This window comes from Nonomuraea sp. NPDC003707, assembly GCF_053587055.1.
On the sequence record NZ_JBSFNK010000009.1, the window covers coordinates 272,171 to 291,357 of the forward strand.

General features: G+C 69.8%; 19 protein-coding genes. 12 read left to right on the forward strand and 7 right to left on the reverse strand.

The window, feature by feature from the left end; translation table 11 throughout:
- Positions 1 to 123: 123 nt before the first annotated feature.
- The 4 genes from ACWDRB_RS25315 (at position 124) to ACWDRB_RS25330 (ending at position 4,571) form a co-directional block, all read left to right on the forward strand.
- Entirely contained in the window at positions 124 to 2,229 is a 2,106-nt protein-coding gene (locus ACWDRB_RS25315) for a (Fe-S)-binding protein (RefSeq protein ID WP_449897374.1), read from the forward strand.
- Positions 2,230 to 2,376: 147 nt separating this feature from the next.
- The gene (locus ACWDRB_RS25320) at positions 2,377 to 3,183 is read left to right on the forward strand and encodes a hypothetical protein (RefSeq protein WP_449897661.1); all 807 of its coding nucleotides are present in this window, start codon (positions 2,377 to 2,379) and stop codon (positions 3,181 to 3,183) included.
- Positions 3,180 to 4,247, forward strand: a complete 1,068-nt coding sequence (locus tag ACWDRB_RS25325) for a glycosyltransferase (protein ID WP_350723706.1) — start codon at positions 3,180 to 3,182, stop codon at positions 4,245 to 4,247. The genes ACWDRB_RS25320 and ACWDRB_RS25325 overlap by 4 nt, the downstream gene beginning before the upstream one ends.
- A 42-nt stretch (positions 4,248 to 4,289) precedes the next feature.
- On the forward strand, positions 4,290 to 4,571 hold the full coding sequence (locus tag ACWDRB_RS25330; protein ID WP_138670633.1) for a metal-sensitive transcriptional regulator: 282 nt from the start codon (positions 4,290 to 4,292) through the stop codon (positions 4,569 to 4,571).
- A gap of 483 nt (positions 4,572 to 5,054) precedes the next feature.
- Here the strand turns inward: ACWDRB_RS25330 and ACWDRB_RS25335 are convergent, their stop codons facing one another.
- Positions 5,055 to 6,380 (reverse strand): hypothetical protein, encoded by a 1,326-nt coding sequence (locus ACWDRB_RS25335; RefSeq protein ID WP_449897664.1) that lies wholly within the window; start codon positions 6,378 to 6,380, stop codon positions 5,055 to 5,057.
- Between the two features lie 74 nt (positions 6,381 to 6,454).
- Here ACWDRB_RS25335 and ACWDRB_RS25340 point away from each other — a divergent pair, with 74 nt between their 5' ends.
- The gene (locus tag ACWDRB_RS25340) at positions 6,455 to 7,336 is read left to right on the forward strand and encodes a hypothetical protein (RefSeq protein WP_355193605.1); all 882 of its coding nucleotides are present in this window, start codon (positions 6,455 to 6,457) and stop codon (positions 7,334 to 7,336) included.
- Here the strand turns inward: ACWDRB_RS25340 and ACWDRB_RS25345 are convergent.
- Positions 7,308 to 7,829: a gamma carbonic anhydrase family protein gene (locus ACWDRB_RS25345; protein WP_185069301.1), complete on the reverse strand. Its 522-nt coding sequence runs from the start codon at positions 7,827 to 7,829 to the stop codon at positions 7,308 to 7,310. The two genes, ACWDRB_RS25340 and ACWDRB_RS25345, sit on opposite strands and share 29 nt — an antisense overlap.
- A 149-nt stretch (positions 7,830 to 7,978) precedes the next feature.
- Here ACWDRB_RS25345 and ACWDRB_RS25350 point away from each other — a divergent pair, with 149 nt between their 5' ends.
- Positions 7,979 to 8,941 (forward strand): hypothetical protein, encoded by a 963-nt coding sequence (locus ACWDRB_RS25350; RefSeq protein ID WP_449897377.1) that lies wholly within the window; start codon positions 7,979 to 7,981, stop codon positions 8,939 to 8,941.
- Positions 8,942 to 9,575: 634 nt separating this feature from the next.
- Here ACWDRB_RS25350 and ACWDRB_RS25355 read toward each other — a convergent pair.
- The 3 genes from ACWDRB_RS25355 to ACWDRB_RS25365 form a co-directional block, all read right to left on the reverse strand.
- Positions 9,576 to 10,328, reverse strand: coding sequence for a GntR family transcriptional regulator (locus ACWDRB_RS25355; RefSeq protein ID WP_449897379.1), 753 nt, complete (start codon positions 10,326 to 10,328; stop codon positions 9,576 to 9,578).
- A gap of 152 nt (positions 10,329 to 10,480) precedes the next feature.
- The gene (locus tag ACWDRB_RS25360) at positions 10,481 to 11,023 is read right to left on the reverse strand and encodes a VanZ family protein (protein WP_355193609.1); all 543 of its coding nucleotides are present in this window, start codon (positions 11,021 to 11,023) and stop codon (positions 10,481 to 10,483) included.
- A gap of 40 nt (positions 11,024 to 11,063) precedes the next feature.
- Positions 11,064 to 11,777: a dienelactone hydrolase family protein gene (locus tag ACWDRB_RS25365; protein ID WP_449897381.1), complete on the reverse strand. Its 714-nt coding sequence runs from the start codon at positions 11,775 to 11,777 to the stop codon at positions 11,064 to 11,066.
- Positions 11,778 to 11,901: 124 nt separating this feature from the next.
- On the opposite strand from ACWDRB_RS25365, the gene ACWDRB_RS25370 reads away from it, so the two are divergent.
- The 5 genes from ACWDRB_RS25370 to kynU are packed head-to-tail and all read left to right on the forward strand — an operon-like array spanning position 11,902 to position 16,832.
- Positions 11,902 to 13,311, forward strand: a complete 1,410-nt coding sequence (locus ACWDRB_RS25370) for an aldehyde dehydrogenase family protein (protein ID WP_449897383.1) — start codon at positions 11,902 to 11,904, stop codon at positions 13,309 to 13,311.
- Complete coding sequence (locus ACWDRB_RS25375; protein ID WP_449897385.1) at positions 13,304 to 14,101, forward strand: 2-keto-4-pentenoate hydratase; 798 nt, start codon at positions 13,304 to 13,306, stop codon at positions 14,099 to 14,101. The genes ACWDRB_RS25370 and ACWDRB_RS25375 overlap by 8 nt, the downstream gene beginning before the upstream one ends.
- Positions 14,098 to 14,529: a RidA family protein gene (locus tag ACWDRB_RS25380; protein ID WP_397368512.1), complete on the forward strand. Its 432-nt coding sequence runs from the start codon at positions 14,098 to 14,100 to the stop codon at positions 14,527 to 14,529. Before ACWDRB_RS25375 ends, ACWDRB_RS25380 begins: the two co-directional genes overlap by 4 nt.
- A gap of 17 nt (positions 14,530 to 14,546) precedes the next feature.
- The gene (locus ACWDRB_RS25385) at positions 14,547 to 15,635 is read left to right on the forward strand and encodes an ABC transporter substrate-binding protein (protein ID WP_355193619.1); all 1,089 of its coding nucleotides are present in this window, start codon (positions 14,547 to 14,549) and stop codon (positions 15,633 to 15,635) included.
- A complete protein-coding gene (kynU, locus tag ACWDRB_RS25390; protein ID WP_449897666.1) occupies positions 15,636 to 16,832 on the forward strand; it encodes a kynureninase in 1,197 nt (398 codons plus the stop codon). It abuts the gene before it with no gap.
- Here kynU and ACWDRB_RS25395 read toward each other — a convergent pair.
- Together ACWDRB_RS25395 and ACWDRB_RS25400 are read right to left on the reverse strand one after the other, a co-directional pair.
- Positions 16,825 to 17,205: an MmcQ/YjbR family DNA-binding protein gene (locus tag ACWDRB_RS25395; protein ID WP_449897387.1), complete on the reverse strand. Its 381-nt coding sequence runs from the start codon at positions 17,203 to 17,205 to the stop codon at positions 16,825 to 16,827. The two genes, kynU and ACWDRB_RS25395, sit on opposite strands and share 8 nt — an antisense overlap.
- Positions 17,202 to 18,233: a DUF2293 domain-containing protein gene (locus tag ACWDRB_RS25400; protein WP_449897389.1), complete on the reverse strand. Its 1,032-nt coding sequence runs from the start codon at positions 18,231 to 18,233 to the stop codon at positions 17,202 to 17,204. Before ACWDRB_RS25400 ends, ACWDRB_RS25395 begins: the two co-directional genes overlap by 4 nt.
- A 114-nt stretch (positions 18,234 to 18,347) precedes the next feature.
- On the opposite strand from ACWDRB_RS25400, the gene ACWDRB_RS25405 reads away from it, so the two are divergent.
- Entirely contained in the window at positions 18,348 to 19,154 is an 807-nt protein-coding gene (locus ACWDRB_RS25405) for an FKBP-type peptidyl-prolyl cis-trans isomerase (RefSeq protein WP_449897391.1), read from the forward strand.
- The last annotated feature ends 33 nt before the right edge of the window (positions 19,155 to 19,187 follow it).

Here is a 19,187-nt window from a genome sequence, read left to right on the forward strand (position 1 = left end):
AAGTCGATGACCATAGGGTATGTCGCGTACGCCGGAAATGTTACTCGCGGGTAGGATCCGGGTAGCGGTCTGAGCGACGGGTGACCGTACGCTGACAGCCAACGTCGTCTGTGGGAGGACCCTGTGCTCTGGGTAGCCATCATCGGGCTCGTGATGACCGTCCTCGCGGTGGCCGTCGCCGGCCGCAGGGCGTTGTTCCTGTTCAAGCTGGCGACCGTGGGGCCGCCCGCGCCCGAGCGGATCGACTACGCCAAGTCTCATGCGGCCGATGAGGCGAAGGCGCAGCTGGTCGAGGTGTTCGGGCAGAAGAAGCTGCTGAAGTGGACGCCGTCCGGCGTCGCGCACTTCTTCGTCATGTGGGCGTTCTTCATCCTGCTGACCGTCTACATCGAGGCGTACGGCGCGATCATCCAGGGCGCGATCACCGGCACGCCCGACTTCCACATCCCGCTGATCGGCACCTGGGCCGTGCTCGGCTTCCTGCAGGACTTCATCGCGGTCGCCTGTGTGCTCGGCCTGGTCGCCTTCGCGGTCATCCGGCTCAAGAACTCGCCCGACAAGCTCGGCCGCCGCTCCCGCTTCTCCGGCTCCCACCTCGGCGGCGCGTGGCTCGTCCTGTTCATGATCTTCAACATCATCTGGACGCTGTTCCTGGCCAGGGGCGCGTCGGCGGCCAACGGCAACTTCCCCTACTCCTCCGGCGCGTTCGTCTCGCTCGCGCTCGGCGGCGTGCTGCCGGACAGCGCGCTGCTGGAGGAGATCGCGCTGCTGCTGCACATCGGCTTCATGCTGGTGTTCCTGGTCATCGTGGTGAACTCCAAGCACCTGCACATCTTCACCGCCCCCCTCAACGTGCTCTTCTCGCGCCGTCCCGACGGCCTGGGCGGCGCGCCGGAGATGCGGGTGGCCGGCAAGGTCGTCGACTTCGAGGACGAGGACCTCGACCCGGAGAAGCTCGGCCGCGGCAAGATCGCCGACACCACGTGGAAGGGCTTCCTGGACTTCTACTCCTGTACGGAGTGCGGCCGCTGCCAGTCGCAGTGCCCGGCGTGGAACACCGACAAGCCGCTGTCGCCGAAGATGCTCATCCTCGACCAGCGTGACCACGCCTTCAAGGTGGCCCCGTACCTGCTGGCCGCCCAGCAGGGCGTCGAGCACAAGGACACCGACGTGCTCGCGCTGCTGGAGAAGCCGCTGGTCGGCGAGGACGGCGTGATCCACCCCGACGTGCTCTGGTCGTGCACCAACTGCGGTGCCTGCGTCGAGCAGTGCCCGGTGGACATCGAGCACATCGACCACATCCTCGACATGCGCCGCTACCAGGTCATGGTGGAGTCGTCGTTCCCGTCCGAGGCGGGGGTGATGGTGAAGAACCTGGAGAACAAGGGCAACCCGTGGGGCATGTCCGAGATGAAGCGGGCCGACTGGATCGAGGAGCTGGACTTCGAGGTCGAGCTCGTCGAGGACAAGATGCCCGAGGACGCCGAATACCTGTTCTGGGTGGGCTGCGCGGGCGCGCTCGAGGACCGGGCCAAGAAGACCACCAAGGCCGTGGCGGAGCTGCTGCACATCGCGGGCGTGAAGTTCGCGGTGCTCGGCCCGATGGAGGCGTGCACCGGCGACCCGGCCCGCCGCCTGGGCATGGAGTACCTGTTCAACATGCTCGCCCAGCAGAACATCGAGACCCTCAACGAGGCCGGCGTCAAGAAGATCGTCGCCACCTGCCCCCACTGCTTCAACACCCTGGCCAACGAATATCCGCAGCTCGGTGGCACGTACGAGGTCGTGCACCACACGCAGCTGCTGTCGAAGCTCGTGGACGAGGGCCTGCTCACCCCGATCACCCCGATCGAGGAGAAGATCACCTACCACGACCCGTGCTTCCTGGGCCGCCACAACAAGGTTTACTCCCAGCCCCGCGACATCATGTCCAAGGTGCCGGGTGTGCAGACCCAGGAGATGCACCGCCACAAGGACCGCGGGTTCTGCTGCGGCGCCGGCGGCGCGCGCATGTGGATGGAGGAGCGCATCGGCAAGCGCATCAACACCGAACGCGTGGACGAGGCGCTGACCACCGATCCCGACACCGTCTCCACCGCCTGCCCGTTCTGCATGGTCATGCTCGGCGACGCGATCAACGAGAAGAAGAACACCGGCGAGGCCAAGGAATCGCTCGAAGTCGTGGACGTCGCCCAGCTGTTGATCAAATCGGTCAAGGGCGCGTCCTGACCGAGGATTGTCGGACTCCTTCACAGCTTCTGTGGAGGAGTTCCGCACGTCAGCGGGTCAAGTGCAAGAAATCCAGCATCCACATAACGGGAAAATCACGGTAACCTCAACGTCGCATGGCTCTATTCGACGGGGAGGGGGCTCGTGATGGGCGTCGTCGTCACGGACGCCGAAGTCACTCTGGCTGACGTCCTCGCCCTCCGGCTCGCCATCGACGCACCACTGGAAGACGGCACCGAACTCGTGCTCAGGCATCGCACCACGGGGGTGGAACGCGACGTGCGGCTCGGCACACCGGGCGCTCGGGCGCGCGAGGCCACGGTCGCGGTCTCGCTCGCGCCGCTGGAGCTCAGCGCCGGGCGCTGGGACGCCTACCTGCGGGCGGTGGGCGGCAAGCGCAGCAGGCTGCGCAGCGTCGATCCGGGCTTCTCGCTCGACCACCTCGACGCGTACGCGCTGTGCAGGCGGACCCTCGCCTACCGCTCGTACCGCACGCGCAACGGGTTCCTGGCGCTGAAGATCTCCGACGCCGAGCCGGTGGCCGAGGTCCGCTCGATCTGGTTCAGGGAGGGGCGCTTCGAGGTGATGGGCCTGCTGGCGTACACCGGGCTCGAGGACGACGACTCCCGCCATGAGGCCGTGCTGAGACTGGACCGCAGGCAGACCAACGCGCGGCTCTCGGCCACCGCCACCGTGCAGGGCGTGCGCTTCCACGCCGCGGTGTCGCTCGTGGACGTGGTGGGCGCCGATCCCGACGCCGTGGCGAGCTCCGGCACCTGGGAGCCCGCGCTGGAGGTCGAGGGCGTGTCCACGCCGCTCAAGCTGGGCTCGCGGCTCGACGACGTCGACGGCAAGAGACGCCGGCTGCACTATCCCTCGGCCACGGTGGACGGCGTGCCCATCAGACCCTGCTACACCGCCGACGACGAGCTGCGGATCGAGGTGGGCGGATGAAGGTCAGCCTGGTCCTCGCCTCCGCGTACGCGATGAGGGGCGACGTCCGCGCCATGCTGAACCTCGCCACCGCCCTGTCCGACCGGCACGACGTCGAGGTGGTCAGCGTCAGGCGGCAGAAGGAGAAGCCGTTCTTCCCCGTCGGGCCCAACGTGACCATGCGCAGCCTGATCGACGCCAGGCCGGGCGTCCGGCACCTGTTCCCGCGCGGGCAGGTCCGCGCGGAGGTGGCGCTGTGGCGGCTGCTGCGCAACCTCAAGTCCGACGTGCTGATCACGACCCGGCCGGGGCTCGGCGTCCAGGCCGCGAGGCACGCGCCGCGCGAGACCCTGAAGATCGCCAGGGAGTGGGGGCGGCCGGCCGTCCCCGGGCCGGTGAAACGGTTCTATCCGCGCCTGAACGCCGTCGTGACGGCCACGGAGTCGGCCCAGGAGGAGTGGAGCAAGCTCCTCACCGACGGGCCCCCTGTGACCTCTGTGCTGGACGCGCTGCCCGACGGGCCGTGGCCGCGCTCGCGGATGGACAACCGGATCGTGGCCGCCGGCGGCCGGTGGGTGCCGGTCAAGGCGTACGACCGGCTGATCAAGGCGTTCGCGATCGTGGCGGACAAGCGCCCCGACTGGCGGCTGCGCCTGTACGGCGGCGGGCCGGAGGAGCGGCGGCTGCGCGCGCTGGTCCGCGAGCTCAGCCTGCACAACCACGTCTACTTCATGGGCACGACGCCCGACCTGGCGGGCGAGTTCGCCAAGGCGTCGATCGTGGCCAGCACCTCGCTCACCGAGGACCTCGGCATGGCGGTGCTGGAGGCCATGGGCTGCGGAGTGCCCGTGGTGGCCTTCGACGGGGCCAGGGGGCCGAGGGAGTTCGTGGCGACGGGCTACAACGGGGTGCTGGTGCCGGAGAACGAGGGCGGCCTGGAGCTGTTCGCGGCGGCCCTGCTGGCGCTGATCGACGACGAGCGCAGGCGGCGCTCGCTCGCGGCGGGCGCCCTGGACACCGCGGTGCGCCACGCGGCCGGTGAGGTGGCCGAGCAGTGGGAGAAGCTCATCGGCGACCTCCGCTGAACGACCCGGGCACCCCCAACCGGTTACGGGTACCTTAGAAGCATGCATGGGTACAGCGGAGACAAGCAGGCGTATCTGACGCGTCTCAGGCGGATCGAGGGTCAGATCAGGGGCCTGCAGCGCATGGTCGATGACGACGCCTACTGCATCGACGTGCTCACTCAGGTCTCCGCGGCCACGCGGGCGCTCCAGGCGGTGGCGCTGGGGCTGCTGGAGGAGCACATCTCCCACTGCGTGGCGGACGCGATCAACAGTGGCGGGCCGGAGGCCGACGCGAAGGTCAAGGAGGCCTCGGCGGCCATCGCGCGCCTCGTCCGTTCATAGGCGCGGCGGTCATCCTCCAGAAGGAGGACGTTCCGAGGGATTAACTAGTTATGAGAAACCCCGGAAACCTTCTAACTAGGTCTCCGGGGCTAGTAATCGAGTTGATCCTTCAGCGGCTCGCCGAAGTCCGCAATCCGAGCGCGTCGTCGAGTTCGTCCAAGGTCAGCCGCCGCTCGCTGACAGCCACGGCCGTGAGCACCTCGGCGTAGAGCGCAATCTCGTCCAACGCGACACGGTCGTGGACCCGAGAGTCCAGGTCATCGTGCCCCACCGCGTCGTCCTTCCTTCCGCAGCCCACACCCTCTACGAGGTTACGGCGGAGACCCTTCTGGCAACATGGCCCATCGGAGTCATTCCTTTCCGAACCGCGGAGCCCGGGAACGATCATTTCCCGAATCGGAGATCACAATTCGGAGAATTGCCTGTTACCTGAGCGTTAGAACCATATAGGCGAAGTAAGGGTTAAATAACGATATTTGTGGTTTAGGTGTGGTCTGTGTGGTTGTCGTCGCGTTCGTGGATGAGTCTGTGCACGAGCGCGGTCTGCCCGGCCAGCCCCCGCTCCGGCACCCTGGCCCCCGTCAGCCGGCCCCATGCCAGTCCCGTCGCGTACGCGGCCCCGAGCACGGCCGCGGTGCTCGCCCGGTCCGGCGGCGAGACCTCCAGCACCGCCGCGGGCTTGGTCAGCACCTGACCGGGCACGGGGAAGCCGTCCGGCTCGGTCGACTCGCTCGCTGAGGTCCCGGTCAGCCCGGCGCGCTCCAGCTCCTCGTACGCGCGCCTGAGCCGGTGGTCCAGCCGGGCCGGCAACCGCCCCTTGGAGTCCGACAGGTCGGCCAGGAACGTGGCGGCGGCCATGGGCGGGTCGGGCATGAAGGCCAGCGCCTCGACCAGGTCGTAGACGGCGTGCGAGAAGTCCGCCTCCAGGTCGTTCTCGACGAGCAGGGCCCGGCACAGCCGCCGCGGGCAACGCTCCAGCCAGGCCGCGCGCAGGGCCTCGGCGTCCCCGTGGGTGTCGTCGAGCCCCTGCCGGCGCAGCATGGGCTCGACCATCGTCAGCAGGGCGAGCGCCCGCGGCCTGAAGCGGGTGTCGGACATCAGGATCTGGGCCGCGTCCGCCATCGTGGCGGCGAGCCTGAGCGCGGCCCGCGGCTGCCCTGCCCGCTGCCGCTCGGCGACGAGCGTGGCCAGGTCGAGCAGCGGCGGCGCGGGCAGCCAGCGCACCCACTCGTCGCCGGGCAGCGGGCGGCGCAGGTATTCGCCGAACACCGTGATCAGCCGCTCGTTGCCGTCGAACGCGGGCGCGTACGCGCACCACATGATCGCGCCCCAGACGGCCGCCACCGTGCTCGGCACGTCGGAGCCGAAGATCTCGTCGAACGCCGTCAGCGGGTAGTCCAGCTCCGACTTGAGCCCGCTGGACCGCAGCAGCACCCTGAGCCGCTCGGTGAGGCCCTCGGAGACGTCCGGGCCGATGAACGCCTGGGTGGAGCCGGGCTCGGCGTGGAAGTCGGGCCCGTACGGGATCACGTCCTCCGGCAGCACCGCCGCGGGATGCTGCACCTGGCGCGCCCGGGTGCCCCTCGGCGGCGGCGCGAGGAGCCAGCGGCCGTCGGCCGGATCGTGCAGATGCCAGCGCGCGTGGACCCCGAAGAGCCATCTGTCGCCATCTGGGGTCACAAGTATTCTGGCGGCCAGCACGTGGGCCCGATCGGGGACGGAAAGCCCTTGCCAGCGCGGGTCCGCGACCATCGCTCGGACCTCCGCCTCGGCGGAGGTGAACGCATCCCAGGGTCGCACGGGCGCCATCGTACTGGGAGCGCCCAAATCATCCATCGGCATTTCACGGCAGAATGACCGTTATGAGGGCGAAGGTTGCAGGGGTGCTGGCGGTGGTCGGCGCGCTCTCCGGATGCGGTACGACCACGACGGCGCAGCCGTCCCCGACGGGGCCCGGCGTGCTCACGCTGGACAAGGCCACGGCGCCGGAGCCCGGCGGCGAGGTGGGCGAGGCGTCCACGGAGTTCCAGAACACGACGGACATGTCCATGTGGACCAAGCTGAGCGAGACGGAGAAGGACGTCGACCGGATCGGCAAGCTCGACATCAACAAGACCGTGAAGGGCTCCCTGTATCTGGAGCCCAGGACCTCGACGTGGTTCGACGGCTTTCGCGGCCCCTACGTGTACCAGGAGCTGGCGGGCGACGTCCTCATGTACGCCAGGGTCAAGGTGGAGGGCATGAAGGGCGGGCAGCCCAAGCGGAAGTTCTCGCTCGGGGGCCTGATGGCCCGCCAGCCCGGCTCGTACGCCAAGCCCAACTGGGTGTCGGTCACCACCGGCACGGCCGACCAGGGCGGCCAGGTCGAGGTGAAGTACACCCAGGACGGCAGCTCCAAACCTCAGGAGCTGGCCGTCAAGACAGGCTGGGTGGACCTGGCGCTCGGCCGGGTGGGCCGCGTCTTCGTCGCGCTCTACCGGGAGGACGGCGGCAAGTGGAAGGTCGGCCGGCGCTGGCCGTCCAACCTCCCCGACGTGCTCCAGTGGGGCATCACCGCCTACACCGACTGGGACAGCTACAACCTGCTCAAGAAGGACGCGACCAAGGCCAACGCCAAGCAGGTCAAGGGCGTGCCCGATCTGAAGATGACCGTCGACTTCGTCCGGTTTTTACGCCCTGAGCTGCCCGAGTACGCGGACGCGCTCAACACCGCCTCGGTGTCGGACGAAGTCCTGATCAAAGCGATGACGCCTGCCGGTGCCTGAGCGCCTTGGCCATGTAGTTGTCCGGCGTGCGGGCGAAGGACGCCCGGTCGTCGTCGGTGAGTTCGCGTACGATTTTTCCGGGAACACCGGCCACCAGCACGCCGGACGGGATCTTCTTGCCCGGTCCGACGAGCGCACCGGCGGCCACCAGGGTGCCCGCACCGATGCGGGCGCCGCCCAGCACGATCGCGCCGATGCCGATCAGCGCGCCGGTCTCCACATGGGCGCCGTGGACCATGGCCTTGTGGCCCAGGCTGACCCGATCCTCCAGGATCGCCGGCTCGCCGGGATCGGCGTGCAAGCAGCTCAGATCCTGTACGTTGCACTCCTCGCCGATCTCGATCCGCTCGTCGTCCCCCCGGAGAACGGAGCCGTACCAGATGCTGGACGCCCGGCCCACCCGCACACTGCCGACCACGACGGCGCCGGGGGCTATGAAGGCTTCAGGGTGTATGTCCGGGACTGCCCCGTTATCCAAAGATGCGATGTACATCCGAGCCATCGTAATTCCCCGTCCGGCTGTGGCGTTCCGGTTGCGGACGTGGGCAGATGGCAGGAAAGTCGTTTCCTGACGTCTCGTTGTCAGACCCTCACAACCCGCAATTTTCCCCCGCCTCACGCAAACCACCCTTAGGTACCCCCATGATGAACCAGCACGAGAGCATTCCCGATCTGATGCAAGAGGACACCTTCGAGGTCGTGATGCGCGGCTACAACCGCCGTCAGGTTCACGACTTCATGATCCGTACCCGTAACCAGGTAAGGGATCTGGAAGAGCGGCTGGCCCGGGCCATCGACCAGGCAGAGCAGGGCCGCATCGAGCTCGCGGAGGCCAGGCGGCGCATGGTCGAGGCGCCGCAGAGCTACGACGACCTCAGCCCGAGGCTCGCCCAGATCCTCCGGCTCGGCGAGGAGGAGGCCGCGGCCAAGCGGGAGGACGCCGAGGCCGAGGCCGCCAGCGTGCGCGACGCGGCCAAGTCGGAGGCCGACCGGCTGCAGACGTCGTCCCGCGAGACCGCCGACAAGATCCTCACTTCCGCCCAGGCGGAGGCGGAGCGGCGCGTGAACGAGGCCACTCAGGCGGCGGAGCGGATGCTGGCCCAGGCGGGTTCGGACGCGGAGGAGCAGCTCGCGGCGGCCCGCACCGAGGCCGAGGACCTGCTGCGCGAGTCGCGCGCCGAGTCCGAGCGGCTGGTCACGGCCGCCCAGTCGGAGTCGGAGCAGCTCATGCAGGCCGCCAACGCGCAGGCCGAGCAGCTGGTGGCGGGCGCGCGGAACGATTCGGAGTCGATGCTGGCCTCCGCGCAGCAGCGCACCGCCGCGCTCGACGAGCAGACGGGGCGGCGGGTCGACTATCTGACCAACACGCACTCGGAGGTCGTGCGGCGGCTGACCGAGATCAGCTCGGTGCTCGGCGACCTCATGCGCACCGAGTCTGCGGCCGGGCCGCTGATCCCCGACGCGGTCGCGTCCCCGGTCTCGCCGCAGGAGGACGTGCGGGTCATCGTGGACGAGAGCGAGGAGGAGAAGAAGCCCCTGGAGGAGGCGGGCGTCTCCGACGACACCGACATCCACGTCGTCCGGCTGTCCGAGGTGCACAAGTAGTCCACACCCCGGGCGGGCACGGCTGGAGGCGTGCCCGCCCGGCTGGGACCGCCCCACAGCCGAGCGGGCGGTGAGAGCCGCGGGGCCGCGCGATTGGGGAAGGGGTGCGCGGCCCGGCGGTGCAGGCGGTCCACGGAGCGGAAGCCCCCGCCCCCGATCGGGTCGGAGGCTTCCGCGTCAGTGGCCCCTCCTGTCCTGGTGGCCCGGTGCCGGGGCCGCCGAGACGCTGGACACGGCACCGGGCTGCTCTTGTGCGCCGGCCGTGGGACGCGCCACGGCCGGCGTCATGGAGGTGCGGGGCCGGCCCGCGGGTGCTGCCCGCCGGCCCGCTTCTCCTGGTCCCGGAGCCGGCCGCGCAGGCCGTCCGGGTCGTCCGCGTCGATGGTCATCGCACATCCCGCATCGCGCTGCGCCGCGTTGAGCGGACGGTGTCTCGTGGCCCACCAGCGGCCCGCGTCGCTCCGCCAGATGGTCCATTGGGGGTACTCCCGGGCAATCTCGGCAAGATGCCGATCAAAGGACATCGCTGTTCGCCTTTCCCGGCCCCAGGCGAGGTTTCCATCTCCTTCGACGATGCGGCACTTCTCTAGAGAACACAATGATCGTGCCGGACAGGGTCACCTTCCTTGACAAACTAGGCATCGAAGTCGTACTGGAGTACGTACGCGGCGGAGTCGAGCACCATTTCGTTGAGCTCGACGGGCAGCCCGCCCGAGGTGTAGGCGGTCCTGGCGATCACGATCACCGGCGTGCCCCCCGGCAGGTCGAGCATCGTGATCTCGCGGGGTGACGGCATCCTGGCCCGCACCTCCTCGGTGAAGTGGGCGGGGGAGACGCCCAGATCGCTCAGCCTGGCGTAGACGCCACCGGGTCCGGTGTCCGCGAGGGTGATCGCGCTGCCTTCGACCAGGTGCGCGGGGAAATACGAGGTGGCCAGCTGCACGGGTCTGGTGTCGACCGAGTAGCGGCGGCGACGTACCCATACCTCGCCGCTCTCGAGGACGCTCGCCACCTCCTCGCCGGCTCGCTCCAACACGACTTCCACCCCGTCCACCGTGAAAGGCCGGCCACGCGTGTCGGCGTCCCAGATGGCCCGCCCCTGACCCCACTGCTCTCTCGACAGGCGGCGTGAGCCGTGCCTGCGGATCGGTTTGAACAGCCGCACATATACCCCCGAACCTCGTTTGGGCACCGCCAGCCCCTCGTTGATCAGTACGGCAAGCGCCTGCCTGGCGGTGGCTCGTGCGATTGCGTATTCGGCCATCAGCGCGTTCTCGCCCGGTAGTCGGTCCCCGTCGCGCAGTTCGCCGGACAGAATCCGGGCGCGGAGGCCGTCGGCGATGCGGCGATAGATAGGGGGCTCGTGGGGTACCGGGGATTCAGACAACTTTGATCACCCTCTGTCACCAACCAGGTTGTGGCGTCTCCAGAGAACTTGCCCCGTCTTGTCCACGATCGCACAGATGGAAAGGTTGGTCGCGGCCTTCTTTTGAGCGGATCGTGCCCGAGTGGTGAATTCCGGCGGGTTTTAGCAGACCGTTACCGTGGAACGGTCCCGGCCGGTATCCGATCGGCCCACCAGCGCCGAGTAACCAAAGCGAAGATCACGGCGCCTGCCGTGTTCATGAGCACGTCGTCGACGGAGGAGAAACGGCCTAGTCGCAAGGCGTACTGGAGGACCTCGACGATGACCGAAAACGCGGCCGCGACCGCCGCAACGCGCGCGAGAGAGGACATCGCCCGGCTGCGTACCGGGAGCAGCGCGCCGAGCGCGGCGAACACCAGCAGGTTGCCTCCGACCTGCACCAACACCGCCTCCCACGGCGCGCTGACCAGGTCGGCAAGATCTTTGAACGGGACGAGACTGACTCCGGTCTGACCGTTGCGCGGGGTGAGGGTCATCCAGATCCACGGGGCCGTGCCGACCGCTATGCCGACGTCGGCGATCGACGTGCGCAGCGGTGCCGGGTGGCCGGCGCGGGCGCGGTGACGGGAGAGGAGCAAGATTGCTAGCAAGGCCAGGGGAAGTGCAAAAGTACCAGCAATAATGACGTTTCCCCACAATTCCCACGTCCGCGCCATCCGCCCATAATGGCGATGATCTAGGGGTACCGGAAGATGTCTATCTGGACAGGGTCACCGGCAGGTGCTCGGACAGGAAGGTGAGCGCCACCTCCCAGGTGCGCGCGGCCGCCTCCGGGTGGTGGAACATCGGTGCCTCGCTGTTGTGGAAGGCGTGCCCGGCCTCCTCCTCGACGTGCATGACCACGTTTGGCCGGCCCTGCGCGGCCTGCTCGACGACGGCCACCCGGTCGCGCCGGATGAACGGGTCGCTGCCGCCGAAGACCAGCAGGAGCGGCGCGGTGACGCGGTCCATGAGCCCGGTCGCGTCGGGCACGGCGGAGCCGTAGAAGGACAGCACCGCCGCCAGCTCCACCTGCGTGGCCAGCATGTAGTCGATCGAGCCGCCCAGGCAGAACCCGACCGCGCCGACCCCGCCCGCTACCTCGGGCAACTCGCCCAGGTGGGCCACCGTGAGCGCGCAGTCGGCCACCCCCTGCGCGAAGTCGAACCGGCCGGCCAGCTCGATCGCGGCCGCCGTGCCCTCGGGAGTGTGCTCGCCCAGCCAGCCGGGGTGCAGGCGCCAGAACAGGTCCGGCGCGGCCACCACGTAGCCGCGCGAGGCCAGGTCCAGGGCGACCTTCTCGATGTAGGGCCCCACGCCGTAGATCTCCTGGACGAGCAGGATGCCGGGGCCCGTCCCGGCGTCGGGGAACCACAGATGGACGTCGAAGCCGCCGTCGTGGGCGACCACTTGATCGGTTCTGGTTCGCATGTGCAACAGCATCGCGCATGGCGCGGGCCGCGTTCCGGGGAGACGATGCGATCAGAAAGGTCCCGACGCACCCGTTGTCCGCCGATCGACCAGCGATCTATACAGGGAAGTAGAGGAGAGTGTGGTGCTGACGCATTTCATCGGTGGCGAGCCGGTGGGCGCGGGTAAGACGTTCCCCGTCCATGACCCCGTGACGGGCGCGGTGATCAGGCAGGTGCACGAGGCCGACCCCGAAGTCGTGGACCGGGCGGTGCGCGCGGCCAGGGAGGCGGCCCGCGACTGGGCCGCTCTGCCCGTCGGCGAGCGCGCCGGGTGGATGCGGCGCCTGGCCGAGGGCATCGAGTCCCGCTTCGACGACCTGGTGGACGCGGAGATCGCCGACACGGGCAAGCCGATCGACCAGACCCGCACGCTCGACGTCCCGCGCGGCATCGCCAACTTCCGCGCGTTCGCCGAGATCGCCGCCCAGCGCCCGGACGACGCCTTCCACCTGTCCGGGGTGCTCAGCTACACCGTGCGACGGCCGCTCGGCGTGGTCGCGGTGATCGTCCCGTGGAACCTGCCGTTCCTGCTGATGACCTGGAAGCTCGCGCCCGCCCTCGTCGCCGGCAACACCGTGGTGGTCAAGCCGTCGGAGCACACGCCGGGCTCGGCGGCGGTCTTCGCCGAGATCTGCGCCGACGCCGGGCTGCCCGCGGGCGTCGTCAACATCATCTTCGGGTACGGCTCCTCCGGCCACCTCCTGGTCGAGCACCCGGGGGTGGACGCCGTGTCGTTCACCGGTTCCACCAGGACCGGCACCGCGATCATGAACACGGCGGCCGACCGGGTCAAGCCGATCTCGTTCGAGCTGGGCGGCAAGAACGCGGGGCTGATCTTCGATGACTGCAGGCTCGACCGGGCCGTCGAGGGGACGGCGAAGTCGGTCTTCACCAACGGCGGGCAGGTGTGCCTGTGCACCGAGCGGGTCTACGTGCAGCGGTCGATCTTCGAGGAGTTCAGCGCCCGGCTGGCGGCCCGCGCGCAGGAGTTCGAGCCGCAGCCCATGATCTCGAAGGAGCACCGCGAGAAGGTGCTCTCCTACTACGCCTTGGCCCGCTCGGAGGGAGCCAAGGTGCTCACGGGGGGTGGCGTCCCCACGTTCGGCGACAACCGCGATTCCGGATATTTCGTGGAACCGACGGTGGTGGCAGGCTTGTCGGAGTGGTCGAGGTTCAACAGAGAAGAGATCTTCGGCCCCGTGTGCCATGTCGCCCCCTTCGACAGCGAGGCCGAGGCGGTCGATCTGGCCAACGGCAGCGAGTACGGCCTGGCCGCCACGCTCTGGACGGGTAACCTCGACCGCGCCCACCGGGTGGCGCAGCGGTTGGAGGCCGGGCTCGTCTGGGTGAACACTTGGTATCTGCGTGACCTGCGCACCCCGTTCGGCGGTATGAAGCTGTCGGGCATCGGCAGGGAGGGCGGCGTCCAGTCACTCGACTTCTACTCTCAACCCACCACGATCACCATCAGACTGGAGCAGCCCGATGCATGACGAATGGTCCGAGGCCGTGGACGCGCGGTCCCAGGTCGCCGACCGGCTGGCGGAGGCCGCGAGTTCCGGCAAACCGTGCCCGCCGATCAGGGACCTGGTCGGCACGGTGGCCGAGGCGTACGCCATCCAGGAGATCAACACGCGGCGGGCGCTCGGAGCGGGGCGGCGGCTGGTGGGCAGGAAGATCGGCGTGACCAACGTCGTGCTGCAGCGGCAGTTCGGCATCGACCAGCCGGACTTCGGCATGCTCTTCGCGGACATGTCGTACTGCGACGGGCTCTCCGTGCCCGTGGACGCCTTCCTGCAGCCGCGGGCCGAGGCCGAGGTCGCGCTGGTGCTCGGCAAGGACCTGGCCGGCGGGCCCTTCACGGCCGCCGACGTGCTCAGGGCCGTGGAGTTCGCGCTGCCCGCCATCGAGATCGCCGACTCGCGGATCGCCGACTGGGACATCACGCTGGCCGACACGGTCGCGGACAACGCCTCGGCCGGCGCGTTCGTGCTGGGCAGCACGCCCGTCCCGCTGGCCGGGCTCGACCTGCGGGCGGCCCGGATGACGATGACCCGGGGCGGCGAGGAGGTCTCGACCGGCTCCGGCGAGCTGGTCATGGGCAACCCGCTCAACGCCGCCGTCTGGCTCGCCTCCCGGCTCGGCCGCACCGACTACGCGCTGCGCGCCGGAGACGTGGTGCTGACCGGCGCGCTCGGCCCGGTCGTGCCCGTCGGCCCGCAGGACGAGTTCGAGGTGCGCATCGAGGGGCTGGGCTCCGTCCGGGCGGTGTTCGCCAAGTGATCGAACGCACCAAAGGGCTCCTGGTGCCCGGCAAGGCCACTCCCCGAGGCAGGTTCCCGCACGTCAAGCAGGCAGGCGACCTCCTGTACGTCTCGGGCACGAACTGCCGGCGCACCGACGGCACCTTCGTGGGTGTGGAAGTGGACACGTACGGCGCGACGAACCTGGACATCCGCGCACAGACCAGAGCGGTCATCGAGAACATCGGCGACATCCTCAAGGCCGCCGGAGGCTCGCTCGGCGACCTCGTGCAGATCACCACGTATCTGGTCAACATGAACGATTTCACGGGCTACAACGAGGTCTACGCCGAGTTCTTCGACGAGGAAGGGCCCACGAGGGCCACGGTCGCGGTGCACCAGCTCCCGCACCCCCATCTGCTCATCGAGATGCAGGCCGTCGCCTACCGTCCGCAGGAGCGGTCATGACCTGCCGGGGGTGAGCCGTGCGCGTATCCGTCCTGGGGTTGGTGGTGCTGATGGCCGCCGGTTGCGGCGGGACGGCGCCGCTCCTGGCCGAGGGCGATCCCCCGGTCAAGGTCGGCGCGATCATCTCGCAGACCGGCGTGTACGCCGCGCTCGGCGACGACATGGAGGCCGCCATGCGCCTCTACCTGGACGACCACGGCGGACGCCTGGGCGAGCGCCCGGCCGGGCTGGTGGTGGCCGACGACGCGGGCAACCCGGAGGAGGGCCAGAAGCAGGCCAGGCGGCTCATCGAGGACGAGGGCGTGAACGTGATCACCGGGCTGCTCTCCTCGCCCGTCGCCGAGTCGGTGGTCAAGGTGGCGGGCCGCACGCCCGTGGTGATCGCCAACGCGGGCGCCGACGCGCTGGGCGGACCGAACGTCTTCCGCGTGTCGTACACCAACCGCGACCACGGCTACGCGGCCGGCCGGTATGCCGCCGAGCGGTACGGCAAGGAGGGCGTGGTGCTCATGGCCTCCGACTACTCGGCGGGCGTCGAAACGCTCAGAGGCTTCGCCGAGGGATACGGCGCGCAGCCCCTCAAACGCATCCTGACGCCCTACGGCAGGGTCACCGACCTGGAGCCGTACTTCGCGCGGATCCCGCCCGGGACGAAGCTCCTGTACGCGTTCTACGCCGGGGGAGAGGCGGTCGAGTTCCTGAAGGGGTACCGCCAGCACGCCTCCGAGATCGCGTTACTGGGCTGCCAGAACCTCACGGACGAGGACGTGCTGCGGGCCGTCGGCCGGGAGGCCGAGGGCATCACCACCGTCGGCATGTACTCGCCCGCGCTGTACAACCCGGACAACGCCGCGTTCGTGGCCCGGTGGCGGGCCAAGACCGGCAGGAACCCGTCCGCGGTCGCGCTCCAGGGCTGGGACGCCATGCGGCTCATCGACCGGGGCCTGTCCGCGAACGGGGGAATGGCGGCGGTGGGCGAGCTGGGCGGCCCGCGCGGGACGTTCCGGCTGGACGCCACCCACAACCCGGTGCAGAACTGGTACGTCCGCGAGTACCAGAATGGCGTGAACCGGATAATCGCCACCATCCCCCCGCGACAGGAGTGAATCGTGGACCGCGACCAGTGCCTCGCCCTCGACGCGAACGACCCGCTGCGGGCTTTCAAGGACGAGTTCGTGCTGCCGGAGGGGGTCGTCTACCTCGTCGGCAACTCGCTCGGCGCGCTGCCCCGCCGTACCGCCGAACGGGTGCGCCAGACGGTGGAGGACGAGTGGGGCAGGCAGCTCGTCGGCGGCTGGAACCAGGCCGGCTGGTACGCGCAGCCGCTGACCGCGGGCGACCGGCTGGCCCCGCTGATCGGCGCGGGCCCCGGGCAGGTCGTGGTGGGCAACACCACCTCGATCGCGGTCTTCCAGGCGGTGGCCGCGGCGCTGCGGCTGCGTCCCGACCGCCGGGTGATCGTCTCCGACGTCCGGAACTTCCCCACCGACCACTACATGGTCCAGGGCCTGGCCGGGCTGCTCGGCGGCTACGAGGTGCGCGACTTCGCGCAGGGGCGGTTCGACGACGCGGCCGTGGTGCTGCTGTCGGAGGTCGACTACCGCACCGGCGCCCGCCACGACGTGCCGTCGGTCACCGCCCGGGTGCACGAGGCCGGCGCGCTGATGGTCTGGGACGTGTGCCACAGCGTGGGGGCCATGGACGTGGACGTCTCGGGGGCCGATTTCGCGGTGGGGTGCACGTACAAGTACCTCAACGCGGGGCCCGGCGCGCCCGCCTTCCTCTACGTCAACCCGCGCCACCACGCCGCCGCCGAGAACGTGCTGTCCGGCTGGCACGGGCACGCCGAGCCGTTCGCGTTCGAGACCGGCTACCGCCCGGCGGAGGGCATTCGGCGGTTCGCGGTGGGCACCCCGCACGTGCTGTCGTTCGCGGCGCTGGAGGCGGCGCTCGACGTGTGGGAGCGGGTGCCGATGGACCAGGTGCGGGCCAAGAGCATGGCGTTGACCTCGCTCTTCGTGGACCTGGTCGGCGACGCGCTGGAGCTGGTCTCGCCCGCCGACGCCGCCGCCCGGGGCAGTCAGGTGAGCTTCCGCCACCCCCACGGCTACCCGGTGATGCGGGCGCTGATCGACCGGGGCGTGCACGGGGACTTCCGCGCGCCGGACGTCCTCAGGTTCGGCTTCGCGCCGCTCTACATCGGCTACGCCGACGTGTACGACGCGGCGGCCACGCTGCTCGAGGTGCTGGACAAGGAGCTGTGGCGGGACGAGCGGTACGCCACGCGCCTGGCCGTCACCTGACCGGGTTCTCGTCCAGCTGCTTGACCGCCCGCTTGGGCGCGATGGCCCGGTAGCTCTCCTCCACCCAGTCGAGCAGCACCTCCGTCTCGGGCAGCTCCGACAGGAACGGCACCGTCACCCACCCCGCCCGGCCGAGCCCGTGGCCGGTGGGCGCCGCCCCCTCGACGGTCAGCGCGTGGCCGTGCGCCTCCGAGACCAGCTTCACGCTGAACATCGGGTCCCACTTCTCGGTCTGCTCGTCGATGCCGAGGAAGAGGAAGACCTTCTTGTTCGCCTTGATGACGGTCTCGCCCCACGGGTGGTCCTCGTGCGCCTCGGGCAGCCGGAGCGCGAAGGCGCGCATTTCTTCCCGTACGTCGTGCCAGTCGCTCATCCGCGGAACTCCTCCAGTTTGCGCTCGATGCGTTCCCTGATTCTGTCCCTGGCCTCCATCCTGGGAACGCCCGACATGAGCAGGCTGTCGTAGTCGGTGTCGAGGTGCCTGATGGAGGCGATGACCGCCAGCGTGATGGCGTTCTCGTCGAGCGCCTTGGCCGCCGCCGTCCTGCCCACCCGGCCGCTGCCGCGCTGGGCGGCGTGCTCGGCGATCTCCTGGGCCCGGTCCCGGGGGCAGCCGGGGAACAGCCTGGCGATCTCGGCCGCCATCCTGGCCTGGAAGTCGACGTCCTGCTCGGCCCTGCGGTCGCGGTCGCGTTCGCGGCGGCGCTCGCGTACCTCCTCGTCGGCCAGGCACCGCTCCTCGGCGGCGGCCAGCGCGGCCTCCTCCACCAGCAGGCCGAAGCGCTGGTAGACCTTGCGCCGCCGGTTGTACCGCACGGCCACCGCCGACAATCCGCTCTCCTGCTTGGCGCGGCGGCTGAGCGCGGCGTTTCCGGACGGCAGGAACACCAGGTGGTCCATGTCCGCGCAGGTCAGGCAGTGCGGCCGGTCCTCCTCCATGATCAGGTAGGGGCCGGTGTCGCCGCAGGAGGCGCACGTCCAGGCGTTGAGCGGGGCCACCACCACCAGGTCGGGCACCTTGGGCTCGCTCAGCTTGCGGACCCTGGCCTCGCTGAGGTCCGGCGAGAGCCAGTGCACGCGGTACGGCTCCTGCCCGTCCCCGGAGGTGAAGCGCAGCTCGCGGCGGTCGCGGGTGCCGGCCACGTACGGCGTGTCCACCGGCCTGAGCCCCTTGGCCAGCGCCCACTCCCGCAGCAGGCCGGCCGTCGCGAGCAGGCGGTCCTCGTCGACGGCCGCCAGCTCGGCCAGCGTGCCGGCCCGGCCCTGCCGCCAGATGTCCACGTGCCTGGAGTGCAGCCAGCGCAGGCCCGTCACCACGTCGATGAACGTCACGTACTTCCGCGTGGTCAGCGCGATCTCGGCCGCCTCCGCGACCCTGCGCGCCAGATTGGGCTTGCTCATGGCCTCAAGTCTCCCGCGCCTTTGTCGTGAGATGGCGAGACCGGCAGCTTTGCTTTTGCCCATTGCGGCAAGTAACACGTTCGGACCACCGGCCGTGAGGCCATGGAGGATATCGTGCGCCTGTTCTTGCCGGCCGTGCTCATGCTCGCCACCTCGTGCGGCCTGGCCGAGGAGGGCACGCAGCCCGTCGTCACAGGCGCGTTCGGCACCAAGCCGGTCGTGGCCATACCCAAGGGCAGCCCGGGCCGCACGCCGCGGATCACCGTGCTGTCGACGGGCAGTGGACGGCGCACGCTGCCGGGCGACGTGGTGCTCGCCGACGTGGACATCCGGCGGTGGTCGGGCAACCAGCCGTACCTGAGCACGTACGACGGCCACCAGCCCACCTCGGTCGTCTTCGACGGCAGGCGGGTGTCGGAGACCTGGCGGCAGGCGCTCATCGGCCGGTCCGCGGGCAGCCGGATCATGCTGGTCAGCCAGGCGGGCGAGGCCCTCGGCCCGGACGCGCCGCTCACGCTGACCGATCTCGCGCCCGCCGACACGATGGTGCTGATCTTCGACATCCTGGGCGGCTACCCGCCCGACGCCCGGCTGGTCGGCCGCGCCCTGCCGGTGGTCCCGGCGGACCTCGGGCCGGGCTCGCCGCCCCGCACGCTCATCGCCGGCTCCGGCGAGGAAGTCCTCGCCGGTTCGAAGGTGGTGGTCCAGTACGTGGCCGCGTCATGGCCCGAGCGGACGGTCGTGGACTCGTCCTACCGGAGGGGCGGGCCGAGCGCGTACACGCTGAAGGAGGGGGACGTCCCCGACGGCTGGCTGGGCGCGCTCGTGGGCCGGCAGGTCGGGAGCCGGGTGGCGGTCTCCGGCCTCGGTGACCAGCCGTCGCTCTACGTCATAGACGTGCTGGGCACGGTTCACGTATGAGAGGGGCCGGGCGCATTCCACCCGACCCCTCCG